Origin of the sequence: Streptomyces sp. A3M-1-3 (assembly GCF_024213665.1) — a bacterium.
Classification (GTDB): Bacteria; Actinomycetota; Actinomycetes; order Streptomycetales; family Streptomycetaceae; genus Streptomyces.
This window is the reverse complement of record NZ_JANAVP010000010.1, coordinates 179132-196350: the sequence shown is the minus strand read 5'-3', so window position 1 is coordinate 196350 and position 17219 is coordinate 179132. Positions and strand designations below refer to the sequence as shown.

Annotated in this window: 18 protein-coding genes; 6 read left to right on the top strand and 12 right to left on the bottom strand. The window is 69.8% G+C overall.

The window, feature by feature from the left end; translation table 11 throughout:
- Positions 1 to 32: 32 nt before the first annotated feature.
- The 12 genes from NLX86_RS14415 to NLX86_RS14360 all read right to left on the bottom strand — a co-directional run bounded on the left by NLX86_RS14415 (position 33) and on the right by NLX86_RS14360 (position 12719).
- Positions 33 to 584 (bottom strand): hypothetical protein, encoded by a 552-nt coding sequence (locus NLX86_RS14415; RefSeq protein WP_254372069.1) that lies wholly within the window; start codon positions 582 to 584, stop codon positions 33 to 35.
- Entirely contained in the window at positions 581 to 1861 is a 1281-nt protein-coding gene (locus tag NLX86_RS14410; protein WP_254372068.1) for an MlaD family protein, read from the bottom strand. Before NLX86_RS14410 ends, NLX86_RS14415 begins: the two co-directional genes overlap by 4 nt.
- Entirely contained in the window at positions 1858 to 3165 is a 1308-nt protein-coding gene (locus NLX86_RS14405; RefSeq protein WP_254372067.1) for an MCE family protein, read from the bottom strand. Before NLX86_RS14405 ends, NLX86_RS14410 begins: the two co-directional genes overlap by 4 nt.
- Positions 3162 to 4313, bottom strand: a complete 1152-nt coding sequence (locus tag NLX86_RS14400) for an MCE family protein (RefSeq protein ID WP_254372066.1) — start codon at positions 4311 to 4313, stop codon at positions 3162 to 3164. Before NLX86_RS14400 ends, NLX86_RS14405 begins: the two co-directional genes overlap by 4 nt.
- On the bottom strand, positions 4310 to 5290 hold the full coding sequence (locus NLX86_RS14395; RefSeq protein WP_254372065.1) for an MCE family protein: 981 nt from the start codon (positions 5288 to 5290) through the stop codon (positions 4310 to 4312). The genes NLX86_RS14400 and NLX86_RS14395 overlap by 4 nt, the downstream gene beginning before the upstream one ends.
- Positions 5291 to 5322: 32 nt before the next feature.
- Positions 5323 to 6363, bottom strand: a complete 1041-nt coding sequence (locus NLX86_RS14390) for an MCE family protein (protein WP_254372064.1) — start codon at positions 6361 to 6363, stop codon at positions 5323 to 5325.
- A complete protein-coding gene (locus tag NLX86_RS14385) occupies positions 6360 to 7595 on the bottom strand; it encodes an MCE family protein (protein WP_254372063.1) in 1236 nt (411 codons plus the stop codon). The genes NLX86_RS14390 and NLX86_RS14385 overlap by 4 nt, the downstream gene beginning before the upstream one ends.
- Before the next feature lie 5 nt (positions 7596 to 7600).
- Positions 7601 to 8419: an ABC transporter permease gene (locus tag NLX86_RS14380; protein WP_254372062.1), complete on the bottom strand. Its 819-nt coding sequence runs from the start codon at positions 8417 to 8419 to the stop codon at positions 7601 to 7603.
- Between the two features lie 3 nt (positions 8420 to 8422).
- Entirely contained in the window at positions 8423 to 9193 is a 771-nt protein-coding gene (locus tag NLX86_RS14375) for an ABC transporter permease (protein ID WP_254372061.1), read from the bottom strand.
- The gene (locus NLX86_RS14370; protein ID WP_254372060.1) at positions 9190 to 10134 is read right to left on the bottom strand and encodes an ABC transporter ATP-binding protein; all 945 of its coding nucleotides are present in this window, start codon (positions 10132 to 10134) and stop codon (positions 9190 to 9192) included. The genes NLX86_RS14375 and NLX86_RS14370 overlap by 4 nt, the downstream gene beginning before the upstream one ends.
- Before the next feature lie 353 nt (positions 10135 to 10487).
- Positions 10488 to 11579, bottom strand: a complete 1092-nt coding sequence (locus NLX86_RS14365; RefSeq protein ID WP_254372059.1) for an RNA polymerase sigma factor — start codon at positions 11577 to 11579, stop codon at positions 10488 to 10490.
- 54 nt (positions 11580 to 11633) lie between these two features.
- On the bottom strand, positions 11634 to 12719 hold the full coding sequence (locus tag NLX86_RS14360) for a hypothetical protein (RefSeq protein WP_254372058.1): 1086 nt from the start codon (positions 12717 to 12719) through the stop codon (positions 11634 to 11636).
- Between the two features lie 101 nt (positions 12720 to 12820).
- On the opposite strand from NLX86_RS14360, the gene NLX86_RS14355 reads away from it, so the two are divergent.
- The 6 genes from NLX86_RS14355 to NLX86_RS14330 all read left to right on the top strand — a co-directional run bounded on the left by NLX86_RS14355 (position 12821) and on the right by NLX86_RS14330 (position 17054).
- A complete protein-coding gene (locus NLX86_RS14355; RefSeq protein ID WP_254372098.1) occupies positions 12821 to 13069 on the top strand; it encodes a hypothetical protein in 249 nt (82 codons plus the stop codon).
- Positions 13066 to 13443, top strand: coding sequence for a helix-turn-helix domain-containing protein (locus tag NLX86_RS14350; RefSeq protein ID WP_254372057.1), 378 nt, complete (start codon positions 13066 to 13068; stop codon positions 13441 to 13443). The genes NLX86_RS14355 and NLX86_RS14350 overlap by 4 nt, the downstream gene beginning before the upstream one ends.
- 151 nt (positions 13444 to 13594) lie before the next feature.
- Positions 13595 to 14107: a 2-oxo-4-hydroxy-4-carboxy-5-ureidoimidazoline decarboxylase gene (gene uraD, locus NLX86_RS14345; RefSeq protein ID WP_254372056.1), complete on the top strand. Its 513-nt coding sequence runs from the start codon at positions 13595 to 13597 to the stop codon at positions 14105 to 14107.
- Entirely contained in the window at positions 14104 to 14508 is a 405-nt protein-coding gene (uraH, locus tag NLX86_RS14340) for a hydroxyisourate hydrolase (protein ID WP_254372055.1), read from the top strand. The genes uraD and uraH overlap by 4 nt, the downstream gene beginning before the upstream one ends.
- A 5-nt stretch (positions 14509 to 14513) precedes the next feature.
- Complete coding sequence (gene pucL / locus NLX86_RS14335) at positions 14514 to 15437, top strand: factor-independent urate hydroxylase (RefSeq protein ID WP_254372054.1); 924 nt, start codon at positions 14514 to 14516, stop codon at positions 15435 to 15437.
- A 240-nt stretch (positions 15438 to 15677) separates the two neighbouring features.
- Entirely contained in the window at positions 15678 to 17054 is a 1377-nt protein-coding gene (locus tag NLX86_RS14330) for an 8-oxoguanine deaminase (protein ID WP_254372053.1), read from the top strand.
- Positions 17055 to 17219 lie beyond the last annotated feature (165 nt).

The window sequence follows — 17219 nt, the reverse complement described above, 5'->3', positions numbered from 1 at the left end:
GTCTCTCCTCACTGGTGGTACGGGTATGCGCGTCAGCCGACGAACTCGACGTTGGACGTCAGCCAGCGGCCGTCCTCGCGTACGAGGTCGAGCTGCAGCCGGTAGGTGCGGGCCTGCCCCTCGGGGGCGGCGGTGTTGATCACCTTGCTGTCGGCGACCAACAGGACGCGGGCCGTGCGCTCGTCGGCCCGGGTGATGCCCGCTTCGAGCACCTGGCCCTCGGAGACCGACTTGTTCGTGGCGACCAGCTTCGTCAGTTCCGCGGTCTGCGCCGCGAACTGCTCCTTGAACTCGCCGGTGGCCCCCTCCAGCACGCTCTTGCTGTCCCGCCCGTAGTGCCGGTAGTCGAGCGAGGTGAAGTTCAGCGCGGACTGGCGGGCCGCGGCCAGGATGTCCTGGTGCCGCCGCTGCTCCGCGCGCTGCTCGTACACCTGCAGGCTCAGCCACACAGACAGGGCCGTCACCACGACGGTCGCCACGGCGAGCGCCGCCGGCAGTGCCCTGCCACGACGGGCGGCCTCCTTCAGCCTCCTGCCGAGCGCGCGCAGCGGCCGTATCACGCGCGCGACGGTTCCCCGGTTCATGCCATCGGTCCGACGAGCAGCCATTGCCACGAGTCCTTTCCGAACACGCTCTGTTCGCCACCCGTCGAGCCGATCTCGACGGGCGTTCCGTCCGGGCCGACGGCGGTGCCGGTCTCCGGGTCGTACGGGGTGATGAACGCGGCCCGGTCCGCCCCGCCGGAACCGCCGCGTCCGGAGGGACCTGGAGCGTTCTGGGCGCCCCGGACCGAGGTGTCGCCGCCGCGGGGGGCCGTGCAGCGCACACCGGTGTTCGCGGGGCGCTCGCTGGTGTCCGAGGGGTCGCGGCGCTGCGTGGTGTACCCCTGCCGGCACGGCGGCGGATCGTCGGCGTTCACGACCATGCCGAAGTGGGTGGTGCCGTCGCCCGGGATGACGGTGTGGCTGCCCGCGACCACCACCGGAAAGGTGACCAGGGCCTGCTCCACGCCGGGCAGCCGCGCCACCGTGATTTGTCCGCCGCTGATCAGGTTTCCCAGCAGGACCGGCAGATGGGGCTTGGTGTCCCGGAGCAGGGAGTTCACCTCCTGCGCGGCGGGCGCACCGGCGCCGATCAGCCGGCGGATGTCACCGTCACTGGACTTGAGCTCGCCGGTGAGGAGCGCCAGATCGCGGGAGAACGACTTGATGGCCGAACCCTGGTCGGCCTGGGTCTTCAGCACCTTCCTCGAGTCCTCGATCAGCGCGATGGTCTGCGGGAGTGAGGCGGAAGCCGATTCGACCAGCTCGTTGCCCGAGTCCACCAAGCGGCTCAGATGCGGGCCGGTCCCGGCGAAGGCCTTGCCCAGCTCGTCGACCGTGATCTGCAGATCCTTCTTGCCGACGGAGTTGACCAGCCGGTCCAGGCTGAGGACGAGATCCGTGGTGGGCAGCGGTACCCGCGTGTCGTCGCGGGCGATCGTGCTGCCGTCCCGCAGGTAGGGGCCGCCGGAGGCGCGCGGCTGGAGATCGACGTACTGCTCGCCGACCGCCGAACGGTTCGCGACGACGGCGAGGGTGTCCGCCGGGATACGCGACGCGTCCTCGATGTCCAGCGACACGGAGACTCCGCCGGAGCGGGTGAGCTTCAGTTCGCCGACGCGGCCCACCGGCACGCCGCGATAGGTGACTTCGGCCCCGGAGAAGACGCCTCCGGAATCGGCGAAGTCGGCGCGCACGGTGTAACCGCGGTCGAGCAGGGCGTCCGCCAGCCCCGTGTACTGAAAGCCGACGTACGACACGCCGACGGCGGTGACGGTGGCGAAGGCGAGCAACTGGGCCTTGACCGTACGTGTGATCACGGTTGCATCCCCTTCAGCATGAGCTCCGCCAGTGCGAGATCGATCCCAGGCGGGAGGCCGTCGGCGCCGTCCCGGCCCTCGTACGCGGCGTAACTGCTGCTGCACATCGGCGGGCACAGCAGTTCGCCGCCGTCCGGCGGAGCGGAGGGGACGCCGGGTTTGGCCGGCGGCTTCGGCACCTCAGGCGCAGTGGGCAGGGGCGCGCCGGGCACATCAGGAACCCCGGGAACCTCCGGCACGTCCGGCAGCTCGGGCTTGCCGGGCTTGCCCGGCTTCTCGGGCGGGTCGGTGAGGTTGCCGTAGATGGCGGCCAGGTCGAGATCGGCGGTGACCTTGAGGTTGACGTAGTCGCCCTTGATGGCGTCCGTCGCATTGCGCGGGAACGGATACGTCGTCATGAGTTCCAGGGCGTTCGGCAGATCGTCGCCCGCCTTGTTCAACTGCTCCAGGATCGGCCGCAGATGCTTCAGATTCGCCACCACGTCGTCCCGCGAGGCATTGACCACGCCGGTGCCGGTCTTTCCGAGCTGCGCCAGGGAGGTGAGCATCCTGGTCAGGTTCCGGCGCTGATCGGCCAGCACCTTCAGGGCGGGCGGCATGGTGTCGACGGCCAGGGCGATCGTCTTCTTCTCCTTGGCGAGTCTCGCGGCCAGCCGGTCGATGCCTTCGAGCGCCCGGACGATCTCCTTGCGCTGGGTGTCGAGGCCACCGATGAACGTGTCCAGCTCAGTGAGGAGGGACTTGACCCGGTTCTCCCGGCCCTCCAGGGCCTTGTTCAGTTCCACGGTGATCGTCTTGAGCTGGGCCACTCCGCCACCGTTGAGCAGCGCCGACAGCGCGGACAGCACCTCTTCGATCTCCGGGTTGCGTCCGCTGCGGGACAGCGGGATCCGGTCGCCGTCGGCGAGCCTGCCGACCGCCGCGGAATCCGGCGGGGCGGACAGTGCCACGTACTTCTCGCCGAGCATGCTGGTCTGCCGCAGATCGGCGACCGCGTTGGCGGGCAGCTTCACCGAGTCGGCGACCCGCAGCCGTACCCTGGCGTGCCAGCCGGCCAGCTCGACCTTCTCCACGGCTCCGACGGTGACGTTGTTGACCTTCACGGCCGACTGCGGCACCAGGTCGAGGACGTCCCTGAACTCCACGGTGACCCGGTAGGAGTCGCCGTCCGCGGCGGCGCCGCCGGGCAGCTGGACGTCGTACAGGCCGTTGAACTCGCAGCCGGTCAGCAGCAGGGAACCGACGGCCGCCCACGCGGCTGCCCCGGCTGCCCCGGCTGCCCCGCCCTTGCGCAGTACGCTCATGCGCCGGCCTCCAGGATTCCGCCGAGCGTCTTGTCGACCGTGCCTGCACCCGACACCGGCGCCGCCTCGGTCAGTTCCGGCAGCGAGTCGAAGAGCTTCTGCAGGTCCTGGCAGTCGGGGTTCTTTCCCCCGGCGTCCCCGGTCGTCCTGAGCAGGGAGCACAGCAGCGCGGCCGGGTCCTGCGGATGATCAGGGTTGTTACGGGTGTCGAGGGTGCCGGAGGAGGGGTTGTAGGCGGTCTGCAGGTTGGACAGCCCGGCGGGGGCGACCTCCAGCAGCTCCTCCAGCGCGGCGCGCTGGGTGACGAGTACCTTGGTCACCTTGCTGAGGCCCTTCACATCGGCCGTCAGCGACTTCTTGTTCTTCTTCACGAAGTCGCTCACATCGGCGAGCGCCGTGCCCAGGTGCTTCAGCGCCGCAGCGAGGTCCTTCCGTTCCCCGGCGAGCTGGTCGGCCACCTTGGCGAGACTGTCGTTGAACGACCGGACGTTGCTGTCGTCGGCCGCCAGCGCGGCCGTGAACACCTGCAGATTCCGGACGGTGCCGAACAGGTCCTGCCGGCCGTCGGACAGTGTGGTGACCGCGAGCGACAGGTCTTCGACCGTCTGGTGCAACTGCTTGCCCTGGCCCTGGAGGTTGTCCGCGCTCACCCCGAGCAGCCGGGAGAGCGAGCCGTCCGCGTTGGCGCCGCGCGGGCCGAGCGCCTCGGACGTGGTGTGCAGGCTTTCGAAGATACGGTCCAGCTCGACCGGTACGGCGGTGCGCTCTTCGGGGATGACGGCGCCGTCGCGCATCCTCGGTCCGCTCCGGTAGACGGGCAGCATCTGTACATAACGGTCGCTGACCACCGAGGAGTTGATGATGGCCGCCTTCGCATCCGCGGGGACCTTGCGCCCGGACTCGAACTCCAGCTCCACCCGCACCCGCCGGCCCTCCGGCGTGATCTTCCTGACCTCGCCGATACGGACACCGAGGACGCGTACGTCCGAGCCTGGGTAGATGCCGACGGTGCGCGGGAAGTACGCCGTCACCTTGACCGGGGACGAGCGCGGCCAGAGCACGACCGCCGTCGTGGCGACGAGCGCCAGTACGGTGATCAGCGCCACGCGCCGAGCGAGACGCCCCTTCGGTACGAAGCGCGTGTTCATCGCGAGCCTCCCGTCCGGGGGACCACCGGAGTGGCGACCAGGTTCTGGATGTAGCTGTCGAACCAACGGCCGTTGCCGAGGGTGTTGGTGAAGACCCGCACATAGGGCGCGAGCAGCGCGACGCTTCGGTCGAGGCTCGCCTGATTGCGTTCGAGCATCCTGACCACCGTGTTCAGGCCCCCCAGCGCCGGGCCGATCTGCTTCTCGTTGTCCTTCACCAGGCCGGAGAGCTCGATGCCGAGCGCGGCCGAGCTCTTGAGTAGCGCGTGGATCGCCGCGCGCCGCTTGGAGATCTCCTTGAACAGCTTGTCGCCGTCCTTGATCAGTCCGGAGAACTCGTCCGTACGGTCGGAGAGCACACCGGTGACTCCGTTGGCGTGGTCCAGGAGTTCCTGCAGCGCCTTGTCGCGGGACGCGACGGTCCGGGAGATCTTCGACAGACCCTTGATGGACGCCCGGACCTCGTCCGGCGAGTCCTTGAAGGTGGTGGACAGGGTGTCCATGGCCCGTGCCAGCTGGTCCGTGTCGACCTTCTCCGTGGTGGTGGTCAGATCGCTGAACGCCGCCACGACGTCGTACGCCGGAACCGTCCGGTTCAGCGGGATCTCGCTGCCGGGCCGCAGCTGCCCCTGTCCCTTCGGCTCCAGCGCGAGGTACTTCGCGCCCAGGATCGTCTTGATCCGGATGGACGCGCCGCTCCTGGTGCCGAACCGCGGGTCGCCCTTGACCCGGAAGGTCACCTTGACGTGGCCGCCGTCGAGGTCGACCTCGTCGACCTTGCCGACCTTGACCCCGGCGATCCGTACCTCGTCGCCCGGCTTGAGGCCGCCCGCCTCGGAGAAGGCGGCGCTGTACGTCTCACCGTCGCCGATCAGCGGAAGGCTGTCGGCGTTGAACGCGGCGGCGGCCGTCAGCGCGAGGGTGCAGATGCCGACGGCCCCGATCAGCACGGGATTCCGGTCGCGGAACGGGATCATCCGGAGGCTCGTCCGTGGATTCGTCCGGGGGCTCATCCGCCGCACCTCGCCCGTGCCACGTGGAGTTCGGGAGTGATGACCTCTCTGGTCTTCGGCAGCACGATCCGGCCGTCGAAGTCACAGAGGTAGAAGTTGAACCAGGAGCCGTAGGACGCCGTCCCGGTCAGCTTGTTGAGTTTGCCCGGCAGCCGCTTCAGGACGCCCTCCACGGTCTTCTCGTTCTTGTTCAGCGTTCCGGTGAGGTCGCTCAGTTCGGCGATGTCGTCGCGCAGCGGCGGCCGGGCGTCCTTCAGCAGGCCCGACGTGGCATCGGTCAGGGCGCCGATGTTCACCAGCGAGTCGCCGATGGGCTTGCGGTCGGCGGACAGCCCGGAGATCACCCGCTGCAACTGCTTGAGCAGGGCGGAGAAGCGGGTGCCGCGCTTGTCCAGCGTCGTCAGCACCTCGTTGAGGTTGTCGACCACGGACCCGATCAGCTTGTCGCGGTCGGCGAGCGTCGTGGTCAGCGAGGCCGTGTGGGCGAGCAGGCTGTTGACCGTGCCGCCCTCGCCCTGCAGGGTCTTGATGATCTCGGTGGCGAGCTGGTTCACGTCCTTCGGGCTCAGCGCGGCGAACAGCGGCTTGAATCCGCCCAGCAGCGCGTTGAGATCGAGCGCCGGCTGAGTCCTGGACAGCGGGATCCGGCCGCCGGGACGCAGCTGCTCGCTGCCGCCGCCCGCACCGTCCGTCAGTGCGATGTACCGCTGGCCGACCAGGCTCCGGTAGCGGATGACGGCGCCGGTGGTGATGAACAGCGGGCGGTCCCGGGTGACGGTGAAGGTGACCTCGGCCAGCGTGCGGTCCTTGATCGCGATGTCCTCGACCTCGCCCACCCGAACCCCCGCCACCCTGATGTCGTCGCCCTCCTCCAGGCTGGTGACATCGCTGAACACCGCGCGGTAGGTGTGCTCGGGCGTGAAGGAGACATTGACGATGGTGGCCGCGAGCAGCGCGGTCGCCAGCGCCGTGACCACCGCGAAGACCAAGAACCTGACCAGCGGCCCCGCGGTTTCGATGGCTCGTGACGTCCTCATGCGACGCTCACCGCCGTTCCGCGTGCCATCGGCCCGAACAGCAGCGTCGCGACCGCCGGCACCTCGTCGGCGGGCACCCCCATGACCGGGGCCACGAGCGAACCGACGGCCCGCTGCTCGGCCCTGGTGGCCGAGACCGAGGACGTACCGTCGTTGAGCTTGTGGTCCGGTGCGGGCACGTGGGGGCGGGGGAGACCCCTGCAATCGGGTCCTGAGCGTTCTGCATAGCGCGGTTCCTCGCCGGGTCGGTACGCGGGTCGCGGGCGGACGAATTCGAGGGTGATACGCATCTCGCCGCCCCTGAAGGCCTCCTGGGACCGCTCGTGCTGTTTCACCAGGCCGTCGAGGAGACAGGGGTACTCCGGCGCGTAGCGGGCGAACATCGCCAGCGTGGGGCGTGAGACGCGGCCGAGTGTGATCAGCCGGTCGCCGTTATCGTCGAAGAACGCCTCCGCCGTGCCGGCGACGGTGGCGGTCGAGGTGAGTGCGGCGGCCAGCTGGTCCCGCTTCTCGACGAGGGTGCGGCTGGTGGTGACGGTGTTGCGCAGAATCCGCAGCAGGTCGGGCGCCGCGTCCCCGTACACCTCGGCCACATCGGCGAACCGCGAGATGTTCTCCTTGATCGACGGCATATGCGGGTTGAGCCGGCTCAGATACTGCTCGACGCGGACGAGATTGCCGCCGATCCGGTCGCCGCGGCCTTCGAGCGCGGTGGCGAACGCGGAGAGGGTGGCGTTCAGTTCCGCGGGCTGGACCGTGCGCAGCAGCGGCAGCAGGTCGTTCATCAGCTGCTGGAGTTCGATGCCGACCTTCGTGCGGTCCTGGGTGATGACGTCCCCCGCGCGGATGTGCCGGGCGGACGGGTCGCGGGGGATCGCCAGGTCGACGTACTTCTCACCGAACAGGGTCTTGGGCAGCAGCCGGGCCTGCACATCGGCCGGAATGAGGGAGACGTGCTCCGGCTTGAGCGCGATGTCGAGCGTCGCCTTCTCGCCGTCGGCGCGTACGTCGCGCACCTCGCCGACCAGCAGTCCGCGCAGCTTGACATCGGCCCGCGGGTCCAGCTGGTTGCCCAGGCTGGTCGCCTCCAGCGTGATCCGTACGACGGAGGTGAACGCCTGCTGGTAGACGGCGACGGACAGCGACAGCAGGACCGCGATCACGGCGATGAAGACGATGCCGTACAGCCGCAGTCGCGCGCTGCGCGTCAGAACTCCTACTGGTATGCGCATCGGCCCTACCCCGCAATCCGGACGGTCGTGTTGGCGCCCCAGATCGCGAGGCTCAGGAAGAAGTCCAGGACGTTGATGGCGACGATGGAGGTACGCACCGCACGGCCGACCGCGACGCCGACCCCGGCCGGGCCGCCGCTCGCGTAATAGCCGTAGAAGCAGTGCACCAGGATGATCACGACCGCGAAGACGATCACCTTGCCGAATGACCAGAACACGTCGACCGGCGGCAGATACTGCTGGAAGTAGTGGTCGTACGTGCCCGCGGACTGGCCGTAGTAGCCGGTGGTGATGGTCCGCGCGGCGAAGTACGAGGACAGCAGCCCGACCACGTACAGCGGGATCACGGCCACGAAGCCGGCGATCATCCGGGTTGTCACCAGGAAGGGCAGCGAGGGAACGCCCATCACTTCGAGCGCGTCGGTCTCCTCACTGATCCGCATCGCGCCGAGCTGGGCGGTGAACCCGGCCCCGACCGTCGCGGACAAGGCGAGTCCGGCCACCAGCGGGGCAATCTCCCGGGTGTTGAAGTACGCCGAGAGGAACGCCACGAAGTTTGAGGTGCCGAGCTGGTTGAGCGCCGCGTACCCCTGGAGGCCGACCTCGGTACCGGTGAAGAAGGACAGGAAGGCGATGACTCCGACCGTGCCTCCGACCACCGCGAGCGCGCCGCGGCCGAAGCTCACCTCGGCCAGCAGACGCAGGATCTCCTTCTTGTAACGGCGCAGGGTGCGGCCGGTCCAGGCCAGCGAGCGCCCGTAGAAGGACAGTTGAGTGCCGAGCCCCTCAAGGCGGTCCAGCAGCAGACGATTCATCAGCGGCATCGGTCAACCCCTCTGCGGAACGACCTGGAAGTACACCGCGGTCATCACGAAGTTCGTCACGAACAGCAACATGAAAGTGATCACCACCGACTGGTTCACCGCATCGCCCACGCCCTTGGGCCCGCCCTTCGCGGTCAGCCCCTTGTACGAGGCGACGATCGCGGCGATCGCACCGAACACCAGGGCCTTCAGCTCGGCCGCCCACAGATCGGACAGCTGGGCGAGGGTGGTGAAGGAGGCCAGATAGGCGCCGGGCGTGCCGTTCTGCAGGATCACGTTGAAGAAGTAGCCGCCGGCCACCCCGACCACCGACACCAGTCCGTTGAGCAGGACGGCCACGAGCATGGTGGCCAGCACCCGCGGCACGACCAGCCGGTGGATCGGATCGATGCCCAGCACCTGCATCGCGTCGATCTCCTCCCGGATCTTGCGCGCCCCGAGGTCCGCGCAGATCGCGGTGCCGCCCGCTCCCGCGATGAGCAGTGCGGTGACGATCGGCGAGGCTTCCCGGAGCACGGCGAGCACCGAGGCGGCACCCGAGAACGACTGCGCGCCGAGCTGCCGGGTCAGGCTGCCGATCTGGAGGGCGATGACCGCCCCGAAGGGGATGGAGACCAGCGCGGTGGGCAGGATCGTCACGCTGGCGATGAACCAGGCCTGCTGGATGAACTCCCGTACCTGGAAGGGGCGTCGGGGCAGCGTCCGTACGACGTCCAGGGCCATCGCGAACAGGCTGCCCGAATGGCGCAGCGCGCCGACCGGAGACAGGCTCATGCGTCCGCCACCACCCCTCGGTGGAGTTCCGCCTCGCGTCGCGCGATCGCTTCCCAGCGGGGCGGGCGAGTGATCCCGGGGCTCGGCAGCAGCCGCGGCGTCATGGCTCCCGCGTCCTGGTCGGCTCCCTTGTCACCGGCGCCGAGCTGTGCCAGCTCCTGTTCGACCTGGGCGGCGTCCTTCTCCTCCGCCATGCCGATCGGCCCCTGCATCCGGCCGTTCAGGAACTGCCGTACGACCGGCTCGTCGCTGGTCAGAAGCTGCTCGCGGGGGCCGAACATCACCAGCTCGCGCCGGAACAGCAGCCCGATGTTGTCCGGGACCTGCCGGGCGGAGGCGATGTCGTGCGTGACGATCAGGAAGGTCGCGTCGATCTGCGCGTTGAGATCGACGATCAGCTGGTTGAGGTACGCCACGCGCACCGGGTCGAGACCCGAGTCAGGTTCGTCGAAGAGGATGATCTCCGGATCGAGCACCAGGGCCCGCGCCAGCCCGGCCCGTTTGCGCATACCGCCGGATATCTCGCCGGGCAGCTTGTCCTCGGCGCCGATCAGTCCGACCATGTCCATCTTCTCGAGGACGATCTGCCGGATCGCGCTCTCCGGTTTACGGGTGTGCTCGCGCAACGGGAACGCGATGTTGTCGTACAGGTTCATCGACCCGAACAGCGCCCCGTCCTGGAACAGCACGCCGAACAGCTTGCGTACCTCGTACAGGTCGTGTTCGCGGAGCTCGGTGATGTCCGTGCCCGCGATCCGGATCGAGCCGCGTTCCGGCTTGAGCAGCCCGACGAGCGTCTTGAGGAACACCGACTTGCCCGTGCCCGAAGGGCCGAGCATGACCGAGACCTCCCCGGCGGGCAGCGTCAGCGAGACGTCCTGCCAGATGACCTGGCGGCCGAAGGACTTGGTCAGTCCTTCCACGCAGATCTCGACACCCATCCGGTTCACCCTTCAGCCGTGGAGCAGCTCCGACATCTGCTCTACGGGGAGGGGCGGCCCGTCCGTCGCGGGGATCGCGAGATTTTTTCGCGGGCGGTGCGCCGTCCGGCGGAGGGCGGGGCGGGGGCGAGGGCGTCACGGCAGCCGGCTCGGCCACCGGGCCGGGCCGGCCCCGGCCTCGGTACGGGCTCCCGGCCCGGCCTTGGTCCCCGGACCCCCAGCGGTAGCTGGGGGAGGTAGCGGGGGGACGCCGGCGACTGACGACGGGGCCCACCGCGTAGGGCTGGTGCCTTACGGCACACGTCGGCCACGGTGGGCAGTGACGGCACGTCGGGCGCGGAAGGCGCCGCCGGCTAAGGCGTGTCGGGCGCGTTGAGCGGGGATGGCGCGTCGGGCGCGGAGGGCGCCTCCGGGGCGTCGGGCGCGGGTGGCACGGCGGGTGCCTTGGGCACGTTGGGCACCTTGGGTACGTCGGTGACGGCCGGCAGCGACGGCATGGCGGGCACGGACACCTCCGGCACGGCCGGCACCTCCGGCACATCGGGGACGTCCGGGGCCGCCAGCGTCAGCAGGGGGACCGCAGGCAGCGGAGGCAGCGGAGGCAGCGGCGGCAGCGACGGCGGTACGACGAGGGGCTGGTCGCCACCACGCCCGCCTGCCGTGGGGCCGGTGCCAGGCCGTTCGGCCGGCCGCGGCGCCCGGTCGGGCTCCGGGGTCGTGACGTCCGCCGCCTGCGAGGTCGCGGGCGAGGCGGGCCGCGAAGAGGCGGGCTGGTCCCCGTCGTGGGCGTACGGCAGGACGAGCCCCGCGACGACCAGCGTCGCCGCCGTCGAAGCCACGGCCATCGCCTGCGCGTTGCTCCCCACCCGTGGCCGGCCTCGGCCGCACAGCCACAGGGCCAGCCCCAGCGTGCCGGCCAGCGACGTGCGCAGCGTCCGCCGGGCTCTGGCCAGCAGCGATTCCACGGCCTGGTAGGTCAGCCCCATCTCGTCGGCGACCTGCCCGACGTCCAGGTCCTCCGACTTCAGCCGGAGCGCCTCCGCCTGACGGGCGGGCAGCTCCCCACTCCGTACGGCCAGCCACCTCGCCTCGGCCCGGTCGCACACCACCTCCTCGACGGGCGCCGGGCCGGGCGCGACCAGCCGGGGGCTGCTGCGCACCTCGGCCTCGCGGTTGACCTGCCGGTACCGGTCGACGCACAGCCGCATGGTGACCGTCGTCAGCCAGGCGCCCAGCCGCTCGTCGTCGAGGTGCGGGTTCTCCGCCGCGCGCAGCATCGCCTCGTGCACGGCGTCCTCTGCGTCCTCCACGCTCATGGATCTGCGGCGGGCCACCTTGAGCAGCTGCTCGCGGTGGCTCCACGCGCGCTGCCAGCGGTCGTGGGCCGCTTTCGCGCCCATCCCACCCGCCCCGCCCGGATGCGCGGGATGCATGTCCGTCGCCATGAGGGCCCCTTTGCGCTCACCCGCCGGGCCTGTCCCGCCCGGCGGGAAGCGACATTACCGCCGGGTAGCCGGGGTTGTGGAGGGGGAGGCCCTCATCGAGTCCTTACCGTTGCCACCGCCGCCGGCCTGCGGAAGTGCACTGGGCAGCACGCCGTCGCCGGGCAGTCCCGTGCCGGTGCCGGGAATTGGAAGCTCGGGCTCCGGGGGCTTCTGGCCGCCGCCCGGCGCGGTCCGTGAGGGCGAGGAGGAGGGGGTCGGCGTCCCGGGCGCCTCAGTGGCCGAGGGAGAGGGCTTCGGCGGCCGCGCCGGGCGGGAGGGCCTGGGCTTCGGGGCGGGGGACTCCGGCTTCGGCCGGGCAGCGGACCCGCCGCTCCGGTCGGGCACCACGAAGTGCCCGCCGAGGTAGTACGCGTACCAGGCCCTGACCGTACGCAGATAGGCCCCGGAGCGGTTGTAGCCGAGGATCGCCCGGTCCAGGCCGGCCGGGTCGGCGAGGTTCCTCCCGCCCGCGCACAGGTAGCGGCCGGCGGCGAGCGCCGCGTCGTAGATGTTGTCCGGATCGGCCCGTCCGTCACTGTTGCCGTCCGCGCCCCAGCCCGCCCAGGTGGACGGGATGAACTGCATCGGGCCGACCGCGCGGTCGTACGTGGTGTCCCCGTCGTACGCCCCGCCGTCCGTGTCGCCGATGAGGGCGAACCCGTGGCCGTCCAGCCGCGGTCCCAGGATCGGCGCAAGGGTCGTACCGTCCGCGCTCACCCGGCCGCCACGCGCCTGCCCTGATTCCACCTGACCGATCGCGGCCAGCAGCTGCCAGCGCAGCCCGCAGCCGGGGTGGCTGCCCGCGAGCGCCGACTCGGCCCGCCTGTACGCGGCCAGGACCGTGGCCGGCAGCCCTCCGTGCGCGGTCACGGCGGAGCCACCGGCCTGCCCCGCCACCCGGCCCACCCCGTCCCGCGTCCGCAGCGGTGGCAGCTCGGTCCGGAACGGCGTGTCTCCGGAGATGCTCGGCCCGGGCGGGGCCGCCTCCTCGGCGGCGGCGGCCGGCGCCACCCGCCCCGGCCCCTGCGAGGCGGTCAGCGCCGCCATGGCCGCCGCCGCGATCGCCGTTCCCCGTACCACTGTCCGCTTGCGTCCTGGCATGATGCAGGCCCCTCCCTTGTGCGCGGCTTCCCGTCACCTGCTCTACGCGGCAGGGGCGCGGGTCCGTCGCCGCAAGCGGGCACGGCTAACGTGGGGGCATGGTGCGACTGAGAGTGGAGTTCACGACCGAGCCGTTCGACCTGGACGAGCCGCCGCCGCACGCGCTGGCCGCCCGTGACGTCGTTCAGGGCGCGGATCTGGACACGGTGGACGTCGGCCCGTTCGGCAATACCGCCGAGGGCGGCGCGGACGAGGTGCTGACCGCCGTCGACGCGCTGCTGCGCAAGGCCCTGGAGGCGGGGGCCACCCGGGTCTCCCTCCAGGTCAATGTGCTGGAGGAGCAGGCATGACCGAGCCCGCCGACCACGCCCTCGTACGGGCGGTCAAGCCGCTCGTCGACGCCATGGGCGCGGTGCTGCTCACGCCCGGTGAGGCATCCGAGGACGACGTCATACTCAGCTGGGAGGGCGAGGACGTCCTCGCCGTACGCCTTCCACAGCTCGCGGACTCCCTCGACCACATCCTGGCGGCGCTGGAGCGGCAGCACGGCAGGCCGCTCGCGGAGCTGGACCGCAAGACCAAGCAGTCGGTGGTACGGACACTGGAGGCGCGCGGCGCCTTCTCCGTACGCCACGGCGTGGAGACCGTGGCAGGCGCGCTCGGGGTCAGCCGCTTCACCGTTTACAACTACCTGAACCGGGAGAATGCTGCCAAGAGCGACTAGGCGGTTACGTTACGTACCGAGCCGCCGTCCGGATGCCCGGGCGGCGGCTTTTGTGTACGCGAGATTTCAACAAAGTGTTGACGCGGTGTTGTCGAGGGCGTTAGCTATGCGAAGCCCGTCCAACGCAAGAAATGAGCCACGGAGGCTTCCCGTGACTTCGAGTCCGACACCGGGTCCGGCCCGGTTCAACACCCTTGAGGAAAGCGCGGCCCGGGCCGAGCTCCACGAGGTGTGTGCCAGTTCGGCATGGGGGAGCAAACTGCTCGCCCAGCGCCCCTATGCCGACGCAGACGCCCTGTTCGCCGCGAGCGACGCCGCCATGGCGGAGCTCACCACCGCGGACCTGGAGGAAGCGATGGCGGGCCACCCGCCGATCGGCAGGCCGAAGCCCGGCGACCCGACCTCCTCCCGCGAGCAGCGGGGGATCGCCGGCGCCTCCGAGGAGCTCAAGGCGGAGATGCTCGAACTGAACCTGGCGTACCAGGAGAGGTTCGGCCATGTCTTTCTGATCTGCGCCACCGGTGCGACCGGTGAGCAGATGCGCGACGCGATGAAGGCCCGGATCGGCAACTCGCCGGAGCAGGAGCGGGAAATCGTCCGCACCGAACTCGGCAAGATCAACCGCATCCGCCTGGCCCGCTTCATGGAGGAAGAGACCGCATGAGTACCGACACCACGGCTTCGGTGTCCACGCACATCCTGGACACCAGCATCGGCCGCCCCGCCGAGGGCGTCGCCATCTCCCTGTCGGCCCGTAGCGGGTCGGGCGTGGAGTGGGTGGCACTCGGCGGCTCCGCGACCGACGCGGACGGGCGCTGCAAGGACCTGCCGGCCCTGCCGGAAGGCACCACCCACGTACGTCTCGACTTCGAGACCGAGGCGTATTTCACGGGTTCAATCAAGACAGTGAAGCAAGCCGAGGCGCAGCAGGACGCCCCCCGCGTAAGGGACAGCGGTGCGTTTTTCCCCGAGGTGACGATCACTTTCGCCGTCACCCCGGGCGAGCACTACCACGTACCGCTGCTGCTCAACCCGTTCGGCTACTCCGTTTACCGAGGGAGCTAGCAGACATGCCCACGATTCTCGGCCAGAACCAGTACGGCAAAGCAGAGAACCGCGTCGTCAAGATCACGCGGGACGGCGACACCCACCACATCAAGGACCTGAACGTCTCCGTCGCCCTCTCCGGCGACATGGACGACGTCCACTACTCCGGCTCCAACGCCAACGTGCTGCCGACCGACACCACCAAGAACACGGTGTACGCGTTCGCCAAGGAGTACGGCATCGAGTCGGCCGAGCAGTTCGGCATCCACCTGGCCCGTCACTTCGTGAACAGCCAGGAGCCGATCCAGAAGGCGCGCATCCGCATCGAGGAGTACGCCTGGGAGCGCATCGAGACCTCGGACAACAACTCCAAGTTCATCGGAGCCGACGAGGTCAAGCACTCCTTCGTCCGCAAGGGCCAGGAGACCCGCGTCTCGCAGATCACCTTCGACGGTGAGAAGTGGGAGGTCATCTCCGGCCTCAAGGACCTCGTGGTCATGAACTCCACCAACTCGGAGTTCTGGGGCTACGTGAAGGACAAGTACACGACCCTGACGGAGGCGTACGACCGCATCCTCGCGACCCAGGTGTCCGCCAAGTGGCGCTACAACTGGTCCAGCGACGAGGAGCGGATGCCGAACTGGGAGAAGTCCTACGAGCAGGCGCGCAAGCACATGCTCCAGGCCTTCGCCGAGACGTACTCGCTCTCCCTCCAGCAGACGCTGTACCAAATGGGTTCGCGGATCATCAACAGCCGCAGCGAGATCGACGAGATCCGCTTCTCGCTCCCCAACAAGCACCACTTCCTGGTCGACCTCGAGCCGTTCGGACTCAAGAACGACAACGAGGTCTACTTCGCGGCCGACCGCCCCTACGGCCTCATCGAGGCCACCGTCCTGCGGGACGGCGTCGAGCCGCAGATCCCGGTCGACATGACCAACCTCTGACGTCGTCCGCCCCGGGCGACACGCCTCGAAACCTCTGACGCGCGCGCCGGCGTCGACCTCCGGGACGGTTCCATCCCGTCCCGGAGGCCCGGAGGTGAGCGGGGGCATCTGCGCACTACCTGCCCGTACGGCCGCCATGATGCGGTGGTACGTGCAGCACGGACTCGGTCGTCACCCCGCTCGGCCCCCGGGTCCGTACGAACCGGGCAAGCAGCCCGAGGGAAGAAACGAGGGACCGCCATGGCGGCTTCGCGCATCGTCATCGAGAACTGTGCCATCGCGACCGTGGACGCGAACGACACCGAGTACGCCTCCGGCTACATCGTCGTCGCGGACAACCGGATCGAGTCGGTCGGCGCGGGCAAAGCCCCCGCGAACCTGGAGAACGTGGTCCGCCGCATCGACGGCACCGGTCACCTGGTCACGCCCGGCCTGATCAACACGCATCACCACTTCTACCAGTGGATCACGCGCGGTCTGGCCACCGACCACAACCTCTTCAACTGGCTCGTGGCGCTCTACCCCACGTGGGCGCGCATCGACGAGCCGATGGCCCGCGCGGCGGCCCAGGGTTCCCTCGCCATGATGGCCCGCGGTGGTGTCACCACCGCGATGGACCACCACTACGTCTACCCGAAGGGCTCCGGCGACCTGTCCGGCGCCATCATCGGCGCCGCCACCGAGATGGGCGTGCGCTTCACCCTCGCCCGCGGCTCCATGGACCGCAGCGTCAAGGACGGCGGCCTGCCGCCGGACTTCGCCGTCGAGACCCTCGAAGGCGCGCTCGCCGCCACCGAGGAGACTGTCAGGAAGCACCACGACGCCTCCTTCGACGCGATGACGCAGGTCGCCGTCGCCCCCTGCTCCCCCTTCTCCATCTCCACCGAGCTGCTGAAGCAGGGTGCCGAGCTGGCCCGTCGCCTCGGCGTACGCCTGCACACCCACGGCTCGGAGACCGTGGAGGAGGAGAAGTGGTGCCACGAGCTGTTCGGCATGGGCCCCACCGACTACTTCGAGTCGACCGGCTGGCTCGGCGAGGACGTGTGGATGGCGCACTGCGTCCACATGAACGACTCCGACATCGCCGCCTTCGCCCGTACGAAGACCGGTGTCGCCCACTGCCCGTCCTCCAACGCCCGCCTGGCCGCCGGCATCGCCCGGGTCCCGGACATGCTGAAGGTCGGCGTCCCGGTCGGCCTCGGTGTCGACGGCACCGCCTCCAACGAGTCCGGTGAACTGCACACCGAACTGCGCAACGCGCTGCTGATCAACCGCCTCGGCGCGCACCGCGAGGCGGCGCTCAACGCCCGCCAGGCGCTGCGCCTCGGTACGTACGGTGGCGCCCAGGTGCTCGGGCGGGCCGACCAGATCGGTTCGCTCGAGGTCGGCAAGCTCGCCGACCTGGTGATGTGGAAGATCGACGGCCTCGGCCACTCCAGCATCGCCGACCCGGTGACCGCCATCGTCTTCGGCGCGGCGGCCCCGGTCACTCTCTCGCTGGTCAACGGTAAGCAGATCGTGGAGAACAACCGCTTGCTCACCGTCGACGAGGACGCCATCGCGCGCTCCGCCCGGGACGAGGCCCAGCGCCTCGCCCGTATCGCCGCCGAGGGCTGATCCCCTCCGGCCGCGACACAGTAGTCCGGCCGGGGGGGACGGCCCCCGGCCGGCGGCCTTGGACCCGAGCGGGGTTCATGGCAGCCGTATCCGGGGGGTTCGGGCACGAATGTCCGCGCCCCCCGGGACGGTGACTCGTTTCATCTGGGCACGCACCACCTGCAC